This is a genomic window from Actinocrinis puniceicyclus (assembly GCF_018283645.1).
Taxonomy (GTDB): Bacteria; Actinomycetota; Actinomycetes; order Streptomycetales; family Catenulisporaceae; genus Actinocrinis; species Actinocrinis puniceicyclus.
The window spans coordinates 1-15,396 of the sequence record NZ_JAGSXH010000126.1 but is presented as its reverse complement, the minus strand read 5'-3'; the positions used below and the strand labels follow the sequence as shown (position 1 = coordinate 15,396).

Annotated in this window: 16 protein-coding genes; 7 read left to right on the top strand and 9 right to left on the bottom strand. The window is 72.2% G+C overall.

Annotation, left to right across the window (positions count from 1 at the left end; all coding sequences use genetic code 11):
• Positions 1–160: 160 nt before the first annotated feature.
• Positions 161–931, bottom strand: coding sequence for a hypothetical protein (locus tag KGA66_RS24260; RefSeq protein ID WP_211470999.1), 771 nt, complete (start codon positions 929–931; stop codon positions 161–163).
• Positions 932–1,013: 82 nt separating this feature from the next.
• Positions 1,014–1,370, bottom strand: coding sequence for a hypothetical protein (locus tag KGA66_RS24255; protein ID WP_211470997.1), 357 nt, complete (start codon positions 1,368–1,370; stop codon positions 1,014–1,016).
• Between the two features lie 313 nt (positions 1,371–1,683).
• On the opposite strand from KGA66_RS24255, the gene KGA66_RS24250 reads away from it, so the two are divergent.
• Positions 1,684–3,297, top strand: a complete 1,614-nt coding sequence (locus KGA66_RS24250; RefSeq protein ID WP_211470995.1) for an alpha-amylase family glycosyl hydrolase — start codon at positions 1,684–1,686, stop codon at positions 3,295–3,297.
• 30 nt (positions 3,298–3,327) lie between these two features.
• Here the strand turns inward: KGA66_RS24250 and KGA66_RS24245 are convergent, their stop codons facing one another.
• On the bottom strand, positions 3,328–4,527 hold the full coding sequence (locus tag KGA66_RS24245; protein ID WP_211470993.1) for a serpin family protein: 1,200 nt from the start codon (positions 4,525–4,527) through the stop codon (positions 3,328–3,330).
• A gap of 140 nt (positions 4,528–4,667) precedes the next feature.
• Here KGA66_RS24245 and KGA66_RS24240 point away from each other — a divergent pair, with 140 nt between their 5' ends.
• Positions 4,668–5,561, top strand: coding sequence for a TIGR02452 family protein (locus KGA66_RS24240; protein WP_211470991.1), 894 nt, complete (start codon positions 4,668–4,670; stop codon positions 5,559–5,561).
• A gap of 47 nt (positions 5,562–5,608) precedes the next feature.
• On the opposite strand, the gene KGA66_RS24235 is transcribed toward KGA66_RS24240, so the two are convergent.
• The 3 genes from KGA66_RS24235 to KGA66_RS24225 all read right to left on the bottom strand — a co-directional run bounded on the left by KGA66_RS24235 (position 5,609) and on the right by KGA66_RS24225 (position 7,614).
• Complete coding sequence (locus KGA66_RS24235) at positions 5,609–6,265, bottom strand: pentapeptide repeat-containing protein (RefSeq protein ID WP_211470989.1); 657 nt, start codon at positions 6,263–6,265, stop codon at positions 5,609–5,611.
• On the bottom strand, positions 6,262–7,122 hold the full coding sequence (locus KGA66_RS24230; RefSeq protein WP_211470987.1) for an N-formylglutamate amidohydrolase: 861 nt from the start codon (positions 7,120–7,122) through the stop codon (positions 6,262–6,264). The genes KGA66_RS24235 and KGA66_RS24230 overlap by 4 nt, the downstream gene beginning before the upstream one ends.
• 69 nt (positions 7,123–7,191) lie before the next feature.
• A complete protein-coding gene (locus tag KGA66_RS24225) occupies positions 7,192–7,614 on the bottom strand; it encodes a hypothetical protein (RefSeq protein WP_211470985.1) in 423 nt (140 codons plus the stop codon).
• A gap of 121 nt (positions 7,615–7,735) precedes the next feature.
• Here KGA66_RS24225 and KGA66_RS24220 point away from each other — a divergent pair, with 121 nt between their 5' ends.
• Entirely contained in the window at positions 7,736–8,344 is a 609-nt protein-coding gene (locus tag KGA66_RS24220; protein WP_211470983.1) for a class I SAM-dependent DNA methyltransferase, read from the top strand.
• A gap of 33 nt (positions 8,345–8,377) precedes the next feature.
• On the opposite strand, the gene KGA66_RS24215 is transcribed toward KGA66_RS24220, so the two are convergent.
• Positions 8,378–9,220, bottom strand: coding sequence for an alpha/beta fold hydrolase (locus KGA66_RS24215; RefSeq protein WP_211470981.1), 843 nt, complete (start codon positions 9,218–9,220; stop codon positions 8,378–8,380).
• A 111-nt stretch (positions 9,221–9,331) separates the two neighbouring features.
• Here KGA66_RS24215 and KGA66_RS24210 point away from each other — a divergent pair, with 111 nt between their 5' ends.
• The 4 genes from KGA66_RS24210 (at position 9,332) to KGA66_RS24195 (ending at position 13,226) form a co-directional block, all read left to right on the top strand.
• Positions 9,332–9,901: a TetR/AcrR family transcriptional regulator gene (locus KGA66_RS24210; protein WP_211470979.1), complete on the top strand. Its 570-nt coding sequence runs from the start codon at positions 9,332–9,334 to the stop codon at positions 9,899–9,901.
• Between the two features lie 174 nt (positions 9,902–10,075).
• On the top strand, positions 10,076–11,332 hold the full coding sequence (locus tag KGA66_RS24205) for a YncE family protein (protein ID WP_211470977.1): 1,257 nt from the start codon (positions 10,076–10,078) through the stop codon (positions 11,330–11,332).
• 195 nt (positions 11,333–11,527) lie between these two features.
• Positions 11,528–12,703 carry a helix-turn-helix domain-containing protein gene (locus KGA66_RS31855; RefSeq protein ID WP_211470975.1) on the top strand — a complete coding sequence of 392 codons (1,176 nt, stop codon included), beginning with the start codon at positions 11,528–11,530 and terminating at the stop codon, positions 12,701–12,703.
• 91 nt (positions 12,704–12,794) lie between these two features.
• Complete coding sequence (locus KGA66_RS24195) at positions 12,795–13,226, top strand: VOC family protein (RefSeq protein ID WP_211470973.1); 432 nt, start codon at positions 12,795–12,797, stop codon at positions 13,224–13,226.
• Positions 13,227–13,231: 5 nt separating this feature from the next.
• Here KGA66_RS24195 and nfi read toward each other — a convergent pair whose 3' ends face one another.
• Both nfi and KGA66_RS24185 read right to left on the bottom strand, forming a co-directional pair.
• Positions 13,232–13,873 carry a deoxyribonuclease V gene (gene nfi, locus KGA66_RS24190; RefSeq protein ID WP_211471001.1) on the bottom strand — a complete coding sequence of 214 codons (642 nt, stop codon included), beginning with the start codon at positions 13,871–13,873 and terminating at the stop codon, positions 13,232–13,234.
• 89 nt (positions 13,874–13,962) lie between these two features.
• A partial coding sequence (locus tag KGA66_RS24185; RefSeq protein WP_211470971.1) for a DUF7824 domain-containing protein occupies positions 13,963–15,396 on the bottom strand: 1,434 nt, incomplete at its 5' end.

Here is a 15,396-nt window from a genome sequence, read left to right as displayed (position 1 = left end):
GGTCTGACAACGTGTGCGGCACGGGCCCTGATTTGATCGGACGGCGTCAGGCGCCACACGGTTATCAGGGTCCGTGCTGTCATGGCAGATCATCGGTGAACCCGGTTGGCGCAGTCGAGCCGTGCGGCGGGTACGGCTGGGGCTGGGTCTTGTGGTCTCCTCAGCGGCTGCCGGGGGAGCCGACCGACGGCCCGCTCGCCGACGGCGGCAGCGTGCGCTGGTACACCAGCACCGCGAGGTTCGTCAGGACGCTGGCAGCGTCGGCCGCGGACAGCTTCGCGACCGGGATCGTGATCACGAAGGTGCGGTTGCCGTCGGCCATCACCAGCTCGGTGTCCGCCGCCGTCGGCGGCGAGGCCGTCGCGGAAGCGCCGGCGGCCGGGAAGGAGGCGGTCCCGCTCGCCGCGGGCTGCGCCAGCACGCTCGCCGGGTGTCCGTCCACCAGCACCTGCCGCGCGCTCGCGCCCTTCGCGACGCCGTCGCGGACCTGCGCCGCGACCCGCGCGACCGCCCTGCTCGCCATGTCGTAGGTGATCACCGACACCGACACCGCCGGCGGCCCGGCGTTGCCGTGCTGGTCGACCGAGATCCCGTAACCGCAAGTGACCCGGCCGGTGCGGCCGATCGTCGGCAACGGCGCATAGCTACCATACGAGGTGTCCCCCACCAGCGGCGCACCGAAGGCACCGGTCAGGTCCTGATCGTGCAGGATCGTCGCGCAGGACTTCGGCAGCCGTGAAGCGGGCTCGATCGGCCCGGAGAGCGGATCGAGCGTCCCGGGCGCGCTCGGCGCGGCCGGCGCCCTGGACACGCTCGAAGCCGGGTGCTGCGCGCCGCCGCCGGCCGAGCACGCACCCACCGCCCCCAAGGCCCCGACGAACGCCGCCGCGGCCGACAGAACCCTCGCGCCGCGTGCGACCGGCACTCTCATGGCGCACAACGGTAGCGGCCGGCGGCCGTGCGCGCAGCAGCCTGCGTCAGTCGGTGCGGCCGGCGTGGCCGCGTGGCTGTGCTCAATGCGTGGCTGTGCCCGATGTCTCCAGGGGCGTGTGCGGCGGATGCCGGTTCGGCATGCTCGCCGGTAGCCGCCGAGGCTCCGGCCGGGACCGGGCCAGCGTGTTGCTCTGGACCTGCTTGATCGAGTCGTCAAGGTGGCTGATGGCCTGTCGCAGCAGGACGGCTGTGCGCTCCTCGTTCACCAGGGAGAGCGCGGAATGCACATCCATACTCGCCCGAAACAGCCGTTGCACGATCGCGTGCTCGGCACTTTGGCTGCTGAGTGTTCCCGTGTCGGTCATCTGCTGTGCTCCCGGTTCGTTCGTCGAAGGAACGATGTCCAGATCGCTGCCGGGGTCTGGGACAGTCTGCACCGCTGCGCCTCAACCTACTCGTACAGGTGTCCGATAGATACGTTTTGGCGCCGGGCGTTCGGACCCGGCCGTACGGCGGCCGTGCGGGCCTGGCAACGTCCTGTTCACCGCGTCGGCAAAGCTCTCGAAGACCGGCAGAGCCCGGTTACGTGCCAAGTGCCCGGAAGCGGCCGGAAGCGGCCGGTCGTGCGCCGCGCTCCCGGCAGTCCGGCGCTTCACCAGGCCCGGGCTGGACGGATGCGCCGAATCGGCCCGGCAGCCGGGCCCCGGCGGATAATGAGTGAGTGGACAACGCCGACCTGGGGGACACGCCGTGAGCAACGAGGTGACGCACCACCCGACCGCAGGCCGCAAGCTGCCCGAATGGATCGCCGACGCCGTCATCTACCAGATCTATCCGCAAAGCTACGCCGACTCGAACGCCGACGGGATCGGCGACCTGCCCGGCATAACCGGCCGTCTCGACTACCTCCAGTGGCTCGGGGTCAACACGGTGTGGCTCAACCCGTGCTTCGTCTCCGAGTTCGGCGACGCAGGCTACGACGTGGCCGACTATCTGACCATCGCACCGCGCTACGGCACCAACGAGGATTTCGAGCGCTTGATCGAGGCCGCCCGCGCACGCGGCATCCGCGTCATGCTCGATCTGGTCGCCGGCCACACTTCGCACCTGCACCCCTGGTTCACGCAGTCCGCCGACGACCCGTCCGACAACCGGTACATCTGGTCCGGCTCCGTCCACGCCCCGGTACGCAGCTGGATCCCGTCCCCGGGCCGGCGGCCCGGCTACTACCTGGCCAACTTCTATCCGATCCAGCCCGCGCTCAACTTCGGTTACGCCCGGATGAACCCGGCCGAACCGTGGCGCCAGCCGGTCGACGCGCCCGGGCCCCGCGCCAACCGCGCCGCGTTGCGCGAGATCATGGCGTACTGGTTCGACCGCGGAGTCGCCGGATTCCGCGTCGACATGGCCTACTCGCTGGTCAAGGACGACCCGGATCACACGGCCACCGCCGCGCTGTGGGGCGAGATGCGGGCGTGGATCGAGCGTGAGTACCCGGACCGCGCGCTGCTGTCCGAGTGGGGCGACCCGAAGACCTCCGTGCCCGCGGGCATCCACGTCGACTTCTTCCTGCACTTCGTCGGGCGCGCGCTGCGCTCGCTTTGGGACAACACCCAGGGCAGCCACGCGGCGCACTGGGGCAGCGACCCGTGCTACTTCGCGCCCGAGGGCGAGGGCTCGATGAAGGAGTTCCTGGCGAGCTGGCGCGAGGCCGACGCCGCGATCGACGGCGCGGGCCACATCGCGCTGCCGACCGCCAACCACGATTTCTCCCGGTTGGCCTGCGGCACCCGAACCCGCGCGATGACCGCGCCGGCCTTCGCCTTCCTGCTGACCTGGCCGACCCTGCCGGTGATCTACTACGGGGACGAGATCGGCATGCGGTACGTGCCCGGGCTGCCGGACAAGGAGGGCAGCCAGCTCAACGACGAGACGCGTCAGGGCTCGCGCACGCCGATGCAGTGGGACGGCACGGCGAACGCGGGCTTCTCGGCCGCGCCGCCGGACCGGCTGTACCTGCCGATCGACCCCGACGAGGACCGGCCAACCGTCGCGGCCCAGCGCGACGACGAGCACGCGCTGCTGAACCAGGTCAGGAAGCTGATCGCGCTGCGGGCCGAGCATCCGGCCCTCGGCCCGGCCGGTTCGGTGCAGGTCCTGCACACCGGATATCCGTTCGTGTATCTCCGCGGCGGCAGCCACCTGGTCGTGGTCAACCCGCGGCGCGAGGCGGCGCGCTTCACCCTACCCGGTACCGCGGCCGCGTCCGAGCCGCGGCCGCGCGCGCTGGCGGGGTACGGCGTGCGCGTGGCCGGGGCCGAGGTCGAGGCGGACGGCTTCTCGTACGGAGTGTTCGAGCTCTGATAGCGACTTCGCGGGACGCCTTCGCCTGGCCTAACGCGGGTACTCGTCCGGTTCGGCCACCCATCCGCAGACCAGGACCAGCCCGGTGGGGCGGTCCAGGGCGACGAATCCGAACGGCCGGTCGAACGTGGCGGTCAGGTGCTTGGCGGTGACCTGCCGCGGGCGCATGGCGCTGCCGGCCATCATCGCCATTGCCGTGACGGCCGCGGCGACGAAGCCCTCGGCGGAAAAGCTCGCGGTGGCGTCCTGCGCCGCGGCCTGGACGCACAGCGGCACTTCGTCGCTGATGCCCGGAAAGTGGCCGGTCGAGCGTTCCGAGGCGGCGCCCAGGCCGAACAACCGCGCATGCGCGAGCAGGTCGTGATGCGCGCTGACGGTGAACGCAACCGTGCTCACGCTCGCGGTGGGCGCCGGGTCGGACGCGGCGACCTCGGTCACCGCCAGGCCCGGGCCGGGCAGCTCGAGATCCAGATCGACCGGTTCGGCCCGCAGTTGCGCGGCCGGCCCGCAGGCGAGGGCGGCGGCCGCGAGGACGTGGCCGGACCGCGCTCCCGGTTCGCCGAGCGCGAGCACTACGTCGGTCTGCTCCCGGCCGCGCACGGTCACGAGGGTGACGGGCCCCTCGTCGCACATTGCGACGCTCACGTCGGTGACGGCTGTCGCGCGGATCAGCCCGGACAGCCGCCGGCCGGACCAGGGACCGGCCACGTTCAACGGGCTCGGCCGGAAGGGCTGCTCCCACGCCGTGCGCACGGTCAGCGCGCTGGCGAGCACGAGCAGCGTGCGCGCATCCACCTGCACCGGCATATGGTGCAGCAGCCCTTCGGTCTCCTTCTGCACCCAGGCGTCCAGATCCGCCTGCGCGCACTGCGGCGCGGGATCCAGCACGTCGTGCGAGAGCTTCGGCAGCTGTGCGATCCACTCGGCCTTGACCGGCACCGACGCGGCGGTCCACAGGCCCAGCGCGGTGCGGACCGCAGGGTTCTGATCGAGCGCGTCGAGCAGGCGGTTGGCGGCGGCGGGCGCCTCCTGCGCCGGGAAACCGACCGCCTGCGCGAGTTCGTCACGCGCGGCGCCGGCCGCCGGCTCGGCGATCGCGGCCAGCAGCGGCCAGACGCCGAAGCCGGAGAGCACCGTGCCGCTGGCGTCGCAGGTGCCGGCCCAGCGCGCGGTCAGCCGGTTCGCCGCCGCCACCGCCGTCGAGATCGCCTCGTCGCGCACGTTCGCCACCCGCTGAAGTCGTACGAAAAACGCCCCGTCGTTGACATCGTATGCGCTCGCGGTCGGCCGGTCGGGTAAATCGCGTGGCGGTCGAGCGCGGCGCCCCTTATCGTCATGCTGACATGAAGCGGGCTGTCAGGGAGTGGGCAATGGAGCTGAAGCAAGTGGCCGCGCAGAACCAGCGCGTCGTGGCCGCCGGTCGGTACGAGACCGAGCAGGGCGACCAGGTCGAGGTCGCCTCGCTGCTCGCGGCCGCCGTCGCGGGGACCCGCCGGTACGAGGCCGCGGAACTGCTTCCACAATTAACAGGCCCTACGTGCCTTGAGCGCACCGCCGACGACGACAGCACCCGCGACGACAGCACCCGCGACGAGGAGCGGTCGGCGGGAGCGAAGACGACGATCGAGGTCACCGGCGAGGACACGGTCACGGCCGCGCGGCGGCTCGTCGCCGCGTCGGCAGTCGATCGCGTGGCGGTGCTCAACTTCGCCTCCGCCCGCCATCCGGGCGGCGGTTACCTGAACGGTGCGCGGGCGCAGGAGGAGGACCTGTGCCGCAAGACCCTGCTGTACCCGTGCCTGATCGCCGCCTCCGGCTATTACGCGGCACACGAAAGCGCGCGAGACCCGTTCTACAGCCACCGCTCGATCTATTCGCCCGGCGTGCCGGTGATCCGCGACCAGCGCGACCGGCTGACGGCCCCGGTGGTCACCGTCGACGTGATCACCTGTGCCGCGCCGAACGCCGGAGCAGTCCGGCGCGTGCGGCCCGACCTGGCCGAGCGCATACCGCAGGTGCTGGTCGAACGCGCCGGGGTCGTCTTGGCGGCGGCCGCGCGGCACGGCGCCCGTCGGCTGGTACTCGGCGCTTGGGGCTGCGGCGTCTTCCGCAACGACCCGCGGCAGGTCGCCGCCGCGTTCCGTACCCACCTGGTCGCCGACGGGGCCTTCCGGGCCGCTTTCACACACGTCACCTTCGCGGTGCTGGACCGTTCCGCGCAGCAGCCCAACCTGCGCGCCTTCCGGGAGGCATTCGCCGGTTGACGCCGCGCGCACCACCTCGGTCTCAGGGGCGTGTCAGGGTCGCGCGCTCAGTAGTCCGCGACGGTGATGCCGAGCGCCTGGGCCAGATGCGGCGCGAGGTCCACCAGTTGCCCGCCGTCGATGATCGTGCCGCGCAGCGCGTCGTAGCCCGCCGCGATGCCCAGCGAGGCCCCGCGCAGGTCCACCTGTTCGCACGCCGCCTTGGTGAAATCCGTCTCGACCAGCCGGGACTGCGGAAACGAGACGCGGGTGAGCCTGGCGCCGCCGAAGTCCACGTCCCGCAGCAGGCAGTTGTCGAAGGTCACCTCGTGCAGCTTCGCGCCGCGCAGGTTCACCGAGTCGAACTTGCACCGTTCGAACACCACGCGCCGCAGTTGCGCCTCGTAGGCCTGCACGCCCGCGATGCCGACCGCGACGAAGGCCGCGTCCGTCCACTGCGTCCGCGTCAGATCCGTGCTGATCAGCCGCGCCTCGTGGAACCACACGTCGCTGAACCGGCAGCCGCGCAGCCGGCCCGCGTCGAACTGCACCGCCTCGAACGCGCAGTCCATGAAGCGGGCCGCGCCGACGGCCGCGTCCGTGAAGACGCACCTGTCGAAGTGCACCGCGTCGAACTCGTCCGCGCCCCAGGCGTCCAGTTCGCCCTCGAAGGGCTGCAGCGTGTCGGCGAAAGGCAGGTCGGTGAGGCGTTGCGGTGCGGTCACGGCTGCTCCGATCGGGAGAGGTTCTGCTCGCACAGGTCGATGAGCCGGGCCAGCGCGGCGGCCGGGCGACCCGGTCCGCCCGCCGCCGGCCGCGCCGCCGGAGCGTTCAAAACGTTCGCGGCCTTCGCAGTGCTCGCAGCGTTCGAATAGGTGTCCCGGCGCAGTTCGACCATCAGCGCCGAAACCGCCGGCTGCGAGCCGAAGTGCCGCTGCGGCACGTAGCAGCCCGCGAACGGCGTGTCGAGTTCGATCGCGCCGTAGTCCGCGAACGCAGCGCGCGCGGCCTCCAGCAACCAGCCCGGGGTGTGCAGCGCGTCGGTGCCAAGGCAGACATCGGGTCGGGCACCCGCCGGATGGAGCTCGTACGGAAGCGGTTTCTCCGGGTACGAATGCACGTCGAGGATGACCACGCGGCCGCTCGCGGCGAGCCGGTCGTCTACAAGCCGCGTCATCGCGTGCGTGTACGGATGGAAGTACTCTGCGAGCAGCCGCTGCTCTTCCTGCGCGTCCTCGCGCCGAAGCGGCAGGCCGTGCGCGGTCCTCGTGTACACCGCGCCCATGCCGACCGCGCGCATCTCCTCGCGTTCGTCCGGGAACCGCTCCGGGTCGGCCACCAGCCGGGAGACCCGGTTCTCGAAGATCCACGGCCGGCGCGCCGCCGCTTCGGCAGCCCGCACCGCGATCGTGCCGGTCTCGGCGTCCGTCATCCGGTCCAGCTCGGCTTCCAGCGCGGCGTCGTCGAGCAGGATTCCGGCGCGCGCGGACCCCGGGATGCGCCGAGAGCCGTGCGGGACGTGCAGCACGACGCTGCTGTGCTCCGAACCGGCCCAGACCTGGTAGTGAGTGTGTGCGGACATCAGCAGCACGCTAGCGGACCGCACCGACCGACACCGACACGGCGCGGCGGCGGCGCGGCGGCGCCCGGCTCATCGCGGGGCGCGGCTGCGCAGTTCGCGCCGCACGACCAGGCGCAGCCCGGTCCACGTCTCGTCGATCGCGCACACCTTGTCGTCCACGAGCCCGAGCGGCAGCGCGACCTGCCGCACCACCTCGTCGGTGACCTCGGTCGGTACCCGGGAGGCCTTCTTCGGCCAGGCGATCCACAGTCCGCCTGCCACGGTGAGCGCCGGCCGGATCTCGTTCACCCGGCGCTCCAGGACCTCGCGCCGGGTGGTGAAGCAGACCACGACGTCGAACGGTCCGCCGGCCAGCGCGGCATGCAGGCCCACATCCCGCGGCAGGGGCGCGAGCGACCGCGGGAATCCGGGGGGCGCGTCCAGCAACGCCACGACGTGCCCGGGCCCGATCCCCAGCTTGCGCGCCAACGGCGTCGCGGAATATCCGGCCATGCACCCAGGATCGCGGACAGCGGCATGCCGGGCCAGGGCGGCGAAAGCCGCCTGCTGGTCGGCGCGGAGATCGACGGCGATCGGTAAGGCGCCTTCACCCGCGGGACACTAGGCTGGACGGGTGAACGAAGCCGTCGCGACGCAGGCCGCGTACAGTTCGATCGCGGCGCAGTACGCGCGCACGTGGGACCAGGTGCCGCCGTGGATCGTCGAGGAACTCGACCGGTTGGCCGGTCTGCTCGGCGAGGGCGCCCGGGTCGCCGACCTCGGCTGCGGCCCCGGTCGCCACACCCGGCTGCTGCGCGAGCGCGCTCTGCGCGCCACCGGGTTCGACCTGTCCGCCGAGATGCTCGCCGCCCTGGGCACACCGGGCCAGGTGCGCGCGGACATGCTGGCGCTGCCCGTCGCGGACGCGGCGCTCGACGGTATCTGGTGCGCGGCCGCGCTGCTGCACATCCCGCGGACCGCGCTCCCGGCCGCGCTGGCCGAGTTCGCCAGGGTTCTTCGTCGCGGGGGAGAACTGGTGCTCGCCGTGGCAGAGGGGGACGGCGAGAAATGGGAGAGCGTGCCCTACGACGTGCCGGGGCACGAGGCGTTGCGCCGGTACTACGTGCTGCACCGCCTCGAAAGTCTCAGTGCTCTGCTGGACACCGCCGGATTCGACGTATACAACCACTGGCGGCGCGTGTCGCACCGCCAGTGGCTTCATGTCCATGCGCGCAAGCGCTGAGGCGTCATCGGCTACCGTCCGCCGTCTGCCGGGTTACGCCGCCGTGGCGAGTGCGTCCTTGATGAACGGGACCACCGCGTCCGCGGTCTCCCGCGGGAACTCCGTCTGCGGGTAGTGGCCCGCTCCCTCGACCAGGTGCACCCGGCCGTCCCGCACCAGCCCGGCCACCAGCGCGCCCTCGGCCGCCGGGTCCTTGAAGTCGGGGTCGCGCGTGCCCATGACCACGAGCACCGGACACCGGACCAGCGGCGCTGCGGCCTCACCCGGTGCTTGGCTGGAGGCCAGCATGCCGCGCAGCGCAGCCATCCGGCCCGGCTCGCGCATGCTGGCCGCCAGCGCCTTGCGGGCCGCGGCGAAGTCGGCCGGCTTGCGGGTCTTGAACAGCGAGGACCAGTAGCCGATCCAGCCCGCCGTCACCCGGCCGACCGCGAACTGCGCGGCCCGCAGCGGCGCGGACAACGGCGGCCGGTGCCGCGCGAACGGCGAGGTGAGTACGAGGGCTGCGACCAGGTCCGGTGCCTGGGTCGCCGCGATGAAGGACGGGCCGCCGGTGTAGGAGTTGCTCAGCAGCACGACCGGCCCGGCGTCCAGGTGCCGGGCCAGCGCCACGATGTCCGCGGCGACCGCAGGGGTGGAGTAGTCCGCCCACACCGCGGTGGATTCGCCCTGGCCGCGCAGGTCCACGGTCACCACCCGGTAGCCCGCGCCGGCCAGCAGCGGCCGCAGGTGGCGGTACGTGGCGCGGGTGTCGCCGAGGCCCGGGGTGCAGATCACCAGCGGGCGCCGCGCGGCCGGGCCGTCCAGGTCCGCGGTGTCGTCGTAGGCGATCCGGCCGCCGTCGATCTCCAGGAATCGGGTGGTGGTCTGCGCGGTCATGTGCGGCCTCCTTTAAGCTCTGCTTGCTAGCCCTAAAGCTAGTGTCATTAGCTTTGGGCTGTCAAGCCGCCTCGGCGCGCCCGTGCGCACGGGTCGGATACGGTGGCGTGCATGCCCCGAGCAGGACTCAGCCCGCGGGCGGTGATCGACGCCGCCCTGGAGATGGTGGACGAGAGCGGCGCGGCCGGCCTGACTCTGGCGGGCGTCGCGGCGCGCACCGGCGTCGCCGTGCCGTCGCTCTACAAGCACGTCGAGGGCCTGCCCGCGCTGCGGCGCAAGGCGACCGCGGCGGTCCTCGACGAGTTCACGGCGCGGCTGACCGCGGCCGTGCTCGGCCGCAGCGGCCCCGTCGCGCTCGACCGCTTCCTGCGCGCCTACCGCGACTACGCTCGTGAGCGGCCGGGCCGCTACCAGCTCACGGTCCCTGCCGCCGACGCAGCCGACCCCGCGGACCGTGAGGTCGCCGAGGCCGGGGCGCGCGCGGTCGCCGTCGCCTTCGCGCTGTTGGAGGGGGCGGGCATCACCGGCGAGCAGGCCGTGCACGCCACCCGGTGCCTGCGCGCGGCGGTGCACGGCTTCGTGCTGCTGGAGATCTCCGGCGGCTTCGGGCTGTCCGAGTCCACCGACGCCAGCTTCGACCGGCTTGTCGCCATGCTCACCGCCGGCATCTTCGGCGGCTGACCGGGGCGCAGCGCCGCCGCGCCGCCGCGCGAAGGACCGCGGCGCGAAGGACCGCTGTCCCCGGCGGACAACGATCCACCCCGACGTTGGCGCTCGGCGACTTGGCGCCGGCCCGCCGGTGGAACACACTGCGGGCAGTGAGTCCTACCCACCGGTAACAATCAGGGGACGATGATGCCCACCTCCGCTACCCGACGCGCACGCCGGCCCGTGTGGCGCGCCCTCGCGGCCGGCTCGCTGCTCAGCCTCGGCGGCGCGCTGCCCGCTCACCCCGCCGCCGCCGCCTCCGTCTCCGCCGCCCCGCTGCGCGACGTGCTGCTCGTCGGCAACGCCGTGTCCGGCACGGTCAGCTTCATCGACGGGCGCACCTTCCAGAGCCTCGGCTCCTTCGACGCCGTGCCCGACCTGCAGCAGCGGCTTTCCAGCATGACGCCGGTTCAGTGGATCGACTACCAGCTGGCCACCGCCGACGAGGCGAGCGTGGACCCGGCCGTCGGCGGCACGCGGTACGTCGACGACATGACGGTCTCCCCGGACGGCACCACGCTGTACGTCTCCAGGGCCAACCTCGACGACGTGGCCGCTTTCGACCTGGCGACGCACCGGATGCTGTGGCGCTCGCCGGTCGACGGCATCCACGCCGACCACATGGCGCTCTCTCCGGACGGCTCGCGCGTCGTGGTCTCCGCGACCACGTCTCAGGAGGCGCAGGTCTACGACGCTGGGACGGGCGCGCTCGTGGGCAAGTTCCCGACCGGGACCTATCCGCACCAGAACACCTTCACCGCGGACGGCAAGTACATCTACAACGAGAGCATCGGCGTGACGCTGCTGCCCAAGGCGCTCAACCTGCTCAAGGGCGCGCTCCAGCTGGAGAAGGTCGACGCCGGCACCCTGAAGGTCGTCAAGGTGTGGACTTTCCCGTACGGGGTGCGGCCTTTCGTGATCGCGCCCGACGGGACCACGATGTACGCCGACCTGTCGTATCTCAATGGCTTCATCAAGTACGACCTGAACAGCGGCACCAGGCTGGCGACCGTCGACCAGCCGTTCAGCGCGGCCGCCGCGTCGCTGAGCCCTGACGGCTATCCGCAGAACTCCGCGCATCACGGCATCGCCCTGTCCGGCGACGGTACCAGGCTGTGCGACGTGGGGACCATCGACGACTACGCCAAGATCGTCGGCACCTCGACGCTCAGCACCGAGGCCACCGTCTCCTACCCGGCCGGCAGCATCCCGTACTGGGCCGCGACCAGTGCGGACGGAGACTACTGCTTCGTGTCCCTGAGCGCGGGTAACGCGCTCTCCGTGATCAGTTACGCCACCGGTCAGGAGGTCGTCCGCATCCCGGTCGGACGGTTCCCGCAGCGCGGCAGGATCGCGCAGGTCACCGACGCGGCCGTCGCGGGACTCTCGGGCTCCGCGGGCTGACCGGACCACCGGACGAGCGCTGGATGCGCCGCCCGCGGCGGTACACCGACGCCGCGGGCGGCGCGCCGCATCCGGACCGAGGGCGCCGGTGCCGGGCGCGCCGAGCACGCCCCCGCTGTGCCAGAGTTCTTCTCCAGCGGTCGTCGGGCGTCGCGCCGGTGCGCCGGAGCCGCCGCAGCGGAGGAGAGGCGGCCAGTGGGTGGTTCGGCGGGCAGGCCGGTCGTGCGGGCCCTGATCGAGAAGCTGCGCGCCGATCCGGGCACGCTCGACGGCGCCGTCGCCGCGGTGCGCCGCCAGTCGCCGTTGGTCGGCAGGCTGCCCGAGCATCAGGTGCGCCGCCACGTCGCGGCGCTGCTCGACGTGGCGGTCAGCGCCTTCGCGCACGGCGCGGCAGGCGGCGGCGAACCCGGCGCGGGCGGGGCCGGCGGCGCGGGCGAGGGGGAACTCGGGCCGAGCGCGGCCGTCGCCGAGCGGCTCGCCTTCGACCGCGCGATCCAGGGCGTGCCGCTGGCCGCGCTGCTCGACGGCTTCCAGGCCGGCCGCGTGTACGCGCTCTCCCGCCTGATCGACGAGGCCCGCGCCGCCGGCGCGACCGAGGAGTTGTTCGACGCGCTCGCGCAACTCGACGCTTACAGCCACGAACTGCGCAACCGCCTGATCGACGCCTACCGGGCGCGCGAGGAGGAGTTGGGCCGCAGCGGTTACGGCGCGCGCGCCCGGGCGCTGCGCGGCCTGCTGCTCGGCGAGCCCACGGCGGCCGCGCCCGAGGCTCTGCTGGAACCGGGTGTGCGGTACCACTGCCTGATCGCCGACGTGACCGACCCGCGCCGCGCCGCGCCCGCCGAGGCGATGCTCGGCTCCGGCGGGGGAGTGTCAGGGTTCGTGGACGGTCTGCTGTGCTCGGCCACGCCGCATCCGCCGCCGGCCGAGCGGGTCGGGCAACTGCTCGTCGTGGCGACGCCCGCGGTGCGCATCGGCGATCTGCCGGAGGCCTACCGAGCCGCGGTCGTGGCGCTCGCGGCGGCGCGTGCCCGCGGTCTGCGCGGACTGCGCGAGGTCACCACGCTCGCGGTCCCGGCCGCGGTGCACGCCCAGCCGCGCATAGGGCGCTTTCTCGCCGAGCAGCGCCTCGCCCGGCTCGACCCCACCGAGCCGTTCCACCGGCTGCTCGCCCAAACCGCGATCACCTATCTGGAGCACGGCCGGCGCGTCGAGAGCGCCGCGACGGCGCTGCATGTGCACCCGAACACGGTCAAGCACCGGCTGCGCCGCCTCTCCGCGCTGAGCGACTTCGACCAGCCGCCGCAGCCGGGCGATGCCCTGGAACATTCCGTACGTTGGTGGTGGGCGCTGCGCGCCTGGCTGGACTGACCAAATGACCGGAACCCACCAAAGATAACAGGCCCAAGAACATGATCCTCGAACCAAACCACCAAACCGAACAGCAAGCCGAGAGGGCGCGATGAAGCAGAACCGGTCGATTCCTGACGCGACGGTGATTCCGGTCCTGATCTACCCGGATGTGCGCGAGGCGGTCGCGTGGCTCGGCGCGGCCTTCGGTTTCACGGAGCGTGTGCGGATCGGGGAGGGGCATCGCTCGCAGTTGAACGTCGGCGACGGCGCGGTGATCATCGGGGACGTGCGCGGTGACCGCCGTCCGCCGCGGCCGGGTGAGGCGACGCATTCGGTGATCGTGCGTGTGCCGGACGTGCGGGCGCACTGCGAGCGCGCTCGGCGGCGGGGTGCGCGGATCCTGGCGGAGCCTTTCGACTTCGAGTTCGGCGAGCGGCAGTACACGGCCGAGGACCTCGCCGGGCATCAGTGGACTTTTTCGCAGACGCTGGCCGATGTGGCGCCGCAGGAGTGGGGCGGCACCACCGTTTCAGAGGGCTGAGGCGTTCACCCGTGGCCGAGGCGGTCGGCCAGGACCTGCCGGGAGAGCCGGTCGGCGTGGCGGGTGGTTTCGGGCAGCCGGTGGTCGGCAGTGAGCGCGAGGGTCAGCTGTGTCGCGGTGTCCAGGTCGATGCGGTGGCCGGTGGAGACGAACACCGGCCGGGTGCCGGGCCGGGTGCGCAATACGTGGCCGATCGTCTCGCCGTGGTCGGTGAGCTGGGAACGGTCGCCGCGTTGCGGGCCCGGTTGTTCGTATTCGCCGATGAACGCGGTCTTGGCCACGCCGAAGGTGGGAAGGTCGGTGACGACGCCGAGGTGGCAGGCCAGGCCGAAGCGGCGCGGATGTGCGGTGCCGTAGCCGTCGCAGGCGACTGCGTCCGGTCTGGTGTGGAGCGCGGCGAGGGCGTCGAGCAGCGCTGGGAGTTCTCGGAAGGCGAGTAGTCCGGGGACGTAGGGGAAGTCGACGGGACGCGACGCTGAGGCGCTGTCGACGATGTGTCGGGTGTGTGCGTCGAGCACGACGACGGCGCCGGCGACGATGCTTTCGTCTTTCGCGTATGCCACGTCGACGCCTGCGACCAGGTGCACGTCGCGGGCCGTGATCCCCTGCGGAAGGACCAAGGGTCGCAGCCGTTCCTGTTCGGCCATTGCCTTCTTCAGCGCGCTGTCGGCTTGCGGCGCGCTGTCGGCTGTGGGCACGGTGTCACCTTTCGGCGTGGCGGGTGGTGCGCGCTCGGTCAGTTTCCGAGTATGCGCCGCAGCCGACGTGCCTCGGTCGCGACCCGGCTCGGCTTTTCCAGCGTGGTCAGTGCGGCCAGTTCGGGCAGTTGTCCGTGCAGGTCCGCGGCGCGCGCGCAGTCGGCGGCCAGGACGAGCAGGTCGGCCAGGCCGCGGACGGAGGGTTGCCGGGCGAGGGTGGGTAGCGCGGCGGCCGCGGCGGTGAACACCTCGCGGCGTGCGCCGGCCTGCGCTGCCGCGTCCAGGGCGCTGAGCAGCCGGTTCGGCTTGATCATCCGGCTTGCCCACAGTTCGCCGCACAGTGAGCCCAGTGCCCGGGCGTCCAGGAGGGTGCGTGCCGCGAGGGTGACGAGGGCTTCGACGGCGCCGGCGCGGTTTTCGGGTCGTCCTGCGGCCAGTCCGTAGGCGAGGGCGAGGTGTGTGACCGGGCCGGGCCAGCCGGCGGTGGCGGCCAGCGCCGGCAGCAGGCCGTTGCGGTCGCGTGCGGTGTCGTTCGCCTGCTGATACAGCGCGGGGATGGCGTGTGCGGCGACGAGTTCCGGGTGCAGCGGCAGCAGCGAGGGCCACAGGGCGGCGTGTGCGCTTGAGCCGTTCCAGGCGAACAGGTGGACTTCGTCGGGGTCCGGGAGGCGCGCCAGGACGGTGATGGGGGAGGGGGGCCGGTCGATCGCGCCGATCAGGTCGTGGGGCGGCGAGAAGCGCGGCGCGATCCGCGGTGCGTGGACGGCGCCGGTCTCTGCGCCGTCCCGGTCGCCGGGGCGGCGGCGTATGACGAAGCGTTCGAAGAAGGGGAGCGCGCTCTCGCCCCAGGCGAAGAGCGCGGCCAGTTGCTTGCCTGCGGGGGTGGCCAGCAGCGGGCTGGAGGCCAGGATCCGTTGCGCGTCGTCGGCGGGCACGCGCAGCAGTGCTTGTTCCAGGTCGCAGGGAAGTGGTTCGGCTGCGGCGTTTGTGTAGCGCTCCAGGCGGAAGCGCAGTACTTCGGGGTCGATTGTGCCGTCGCCGTGGGTGGGGGTTGCCAGCAGTCCGGGGATGCGTGCCTTGCCGAGGTTTTCTACGAGTTCGTAGATGCGGTATACGACGGCTCGGTCGGGAGGCAGGGGGGTTTGTGCGTCGCTGTAGAGCTCGTTCATGATGCTTACCGTGCGGCGGTCTTCGCCGAGGATGGCGTACAGCAGGCAGCGTAGGGCTCCCGGCAGTGTGCGCTGGTCCCATGGATCGATGCCGTCGGCGGGGTAGCGGGTGGTGAGTGATCGCAGTGCGTCCGTGAATTCCGTGCGGTCGCGGTTGTGTTCGGTGACGGTGCCGTCGAGCAGCCGTTCGAGGTTGTGGGCGTTGGTCTGGGTGCCGGTGTCTGCCAGTGCGGTCTCGAACAGTTCGACCAGTTGCCATGGTGAGGTGACCGGTTCGGGCGCGGCAGGGGGCTGGTATGGGGG

Coding starts and splice junctions, on each gene's coding strand:
- KGA66_RS24260 (WP_211470999.1), bottom strand. CDS start 931: ATGAGAGTGCCGGTCGCACGCGGCGCGAGGGTTCTGTCGGCCGCGGCG.
- KGA66_RS24240 (WP_211470991.1), top strand. CDS start 4,668: ATGGAGCTGAAGCAAGTGGCCGCGCAGAACCAGCGCGTCGTGGCCGCC.
- KGA66_RS24230 (WP_211470987.1), bottom strand. CDS start 7,122: ATGTCCGCACACACTCACTACCAGGTCTGGGCCGGTTCGGAGCACAGC.
- KGA66_RS24225 (WP_211470985.1), bottom strand. CDS start 7,614: ATGGCCGGATATTCCGCGACGCCGTTGGCGCGCAAGCTGGGGATCGGG.
- KGA66_RS24215 (WP_211470981.1), bottom strand. CDS start 9,220: ATGACCGCGCAGACCACCACCCGATTCCTGGAGATCGACGGCGGCCGG.
- KGA66_RS24210 (WP_211470979.1), top strand. CDS start 9,332: ATGCCCCGAGCAGGACTCAGCCCGCGGGCGGTGATCGACGCCGCCCTG.
- KGA66_RS24205 (WP_211470977.1), top strand. CDS start 10,076: ATGCCCACCTCCGCTACCCGACGCGCACGCCGGCCCGTGTGGCGCGCC.
- KGA66_RS24195 (WP_211470973.1), top strand. CDS start 12,795: ATGAAGCAGAACCGGTCGATTCCTGACGCGACGGTGATTCCGGTCCTG.
- nfi (WP_211471001.1), bottom strand. CDS start 13,873: ATGGCCGAACAGGAACGGCTGCGACCCTTGGTCCTTCCGCAGGGGATC.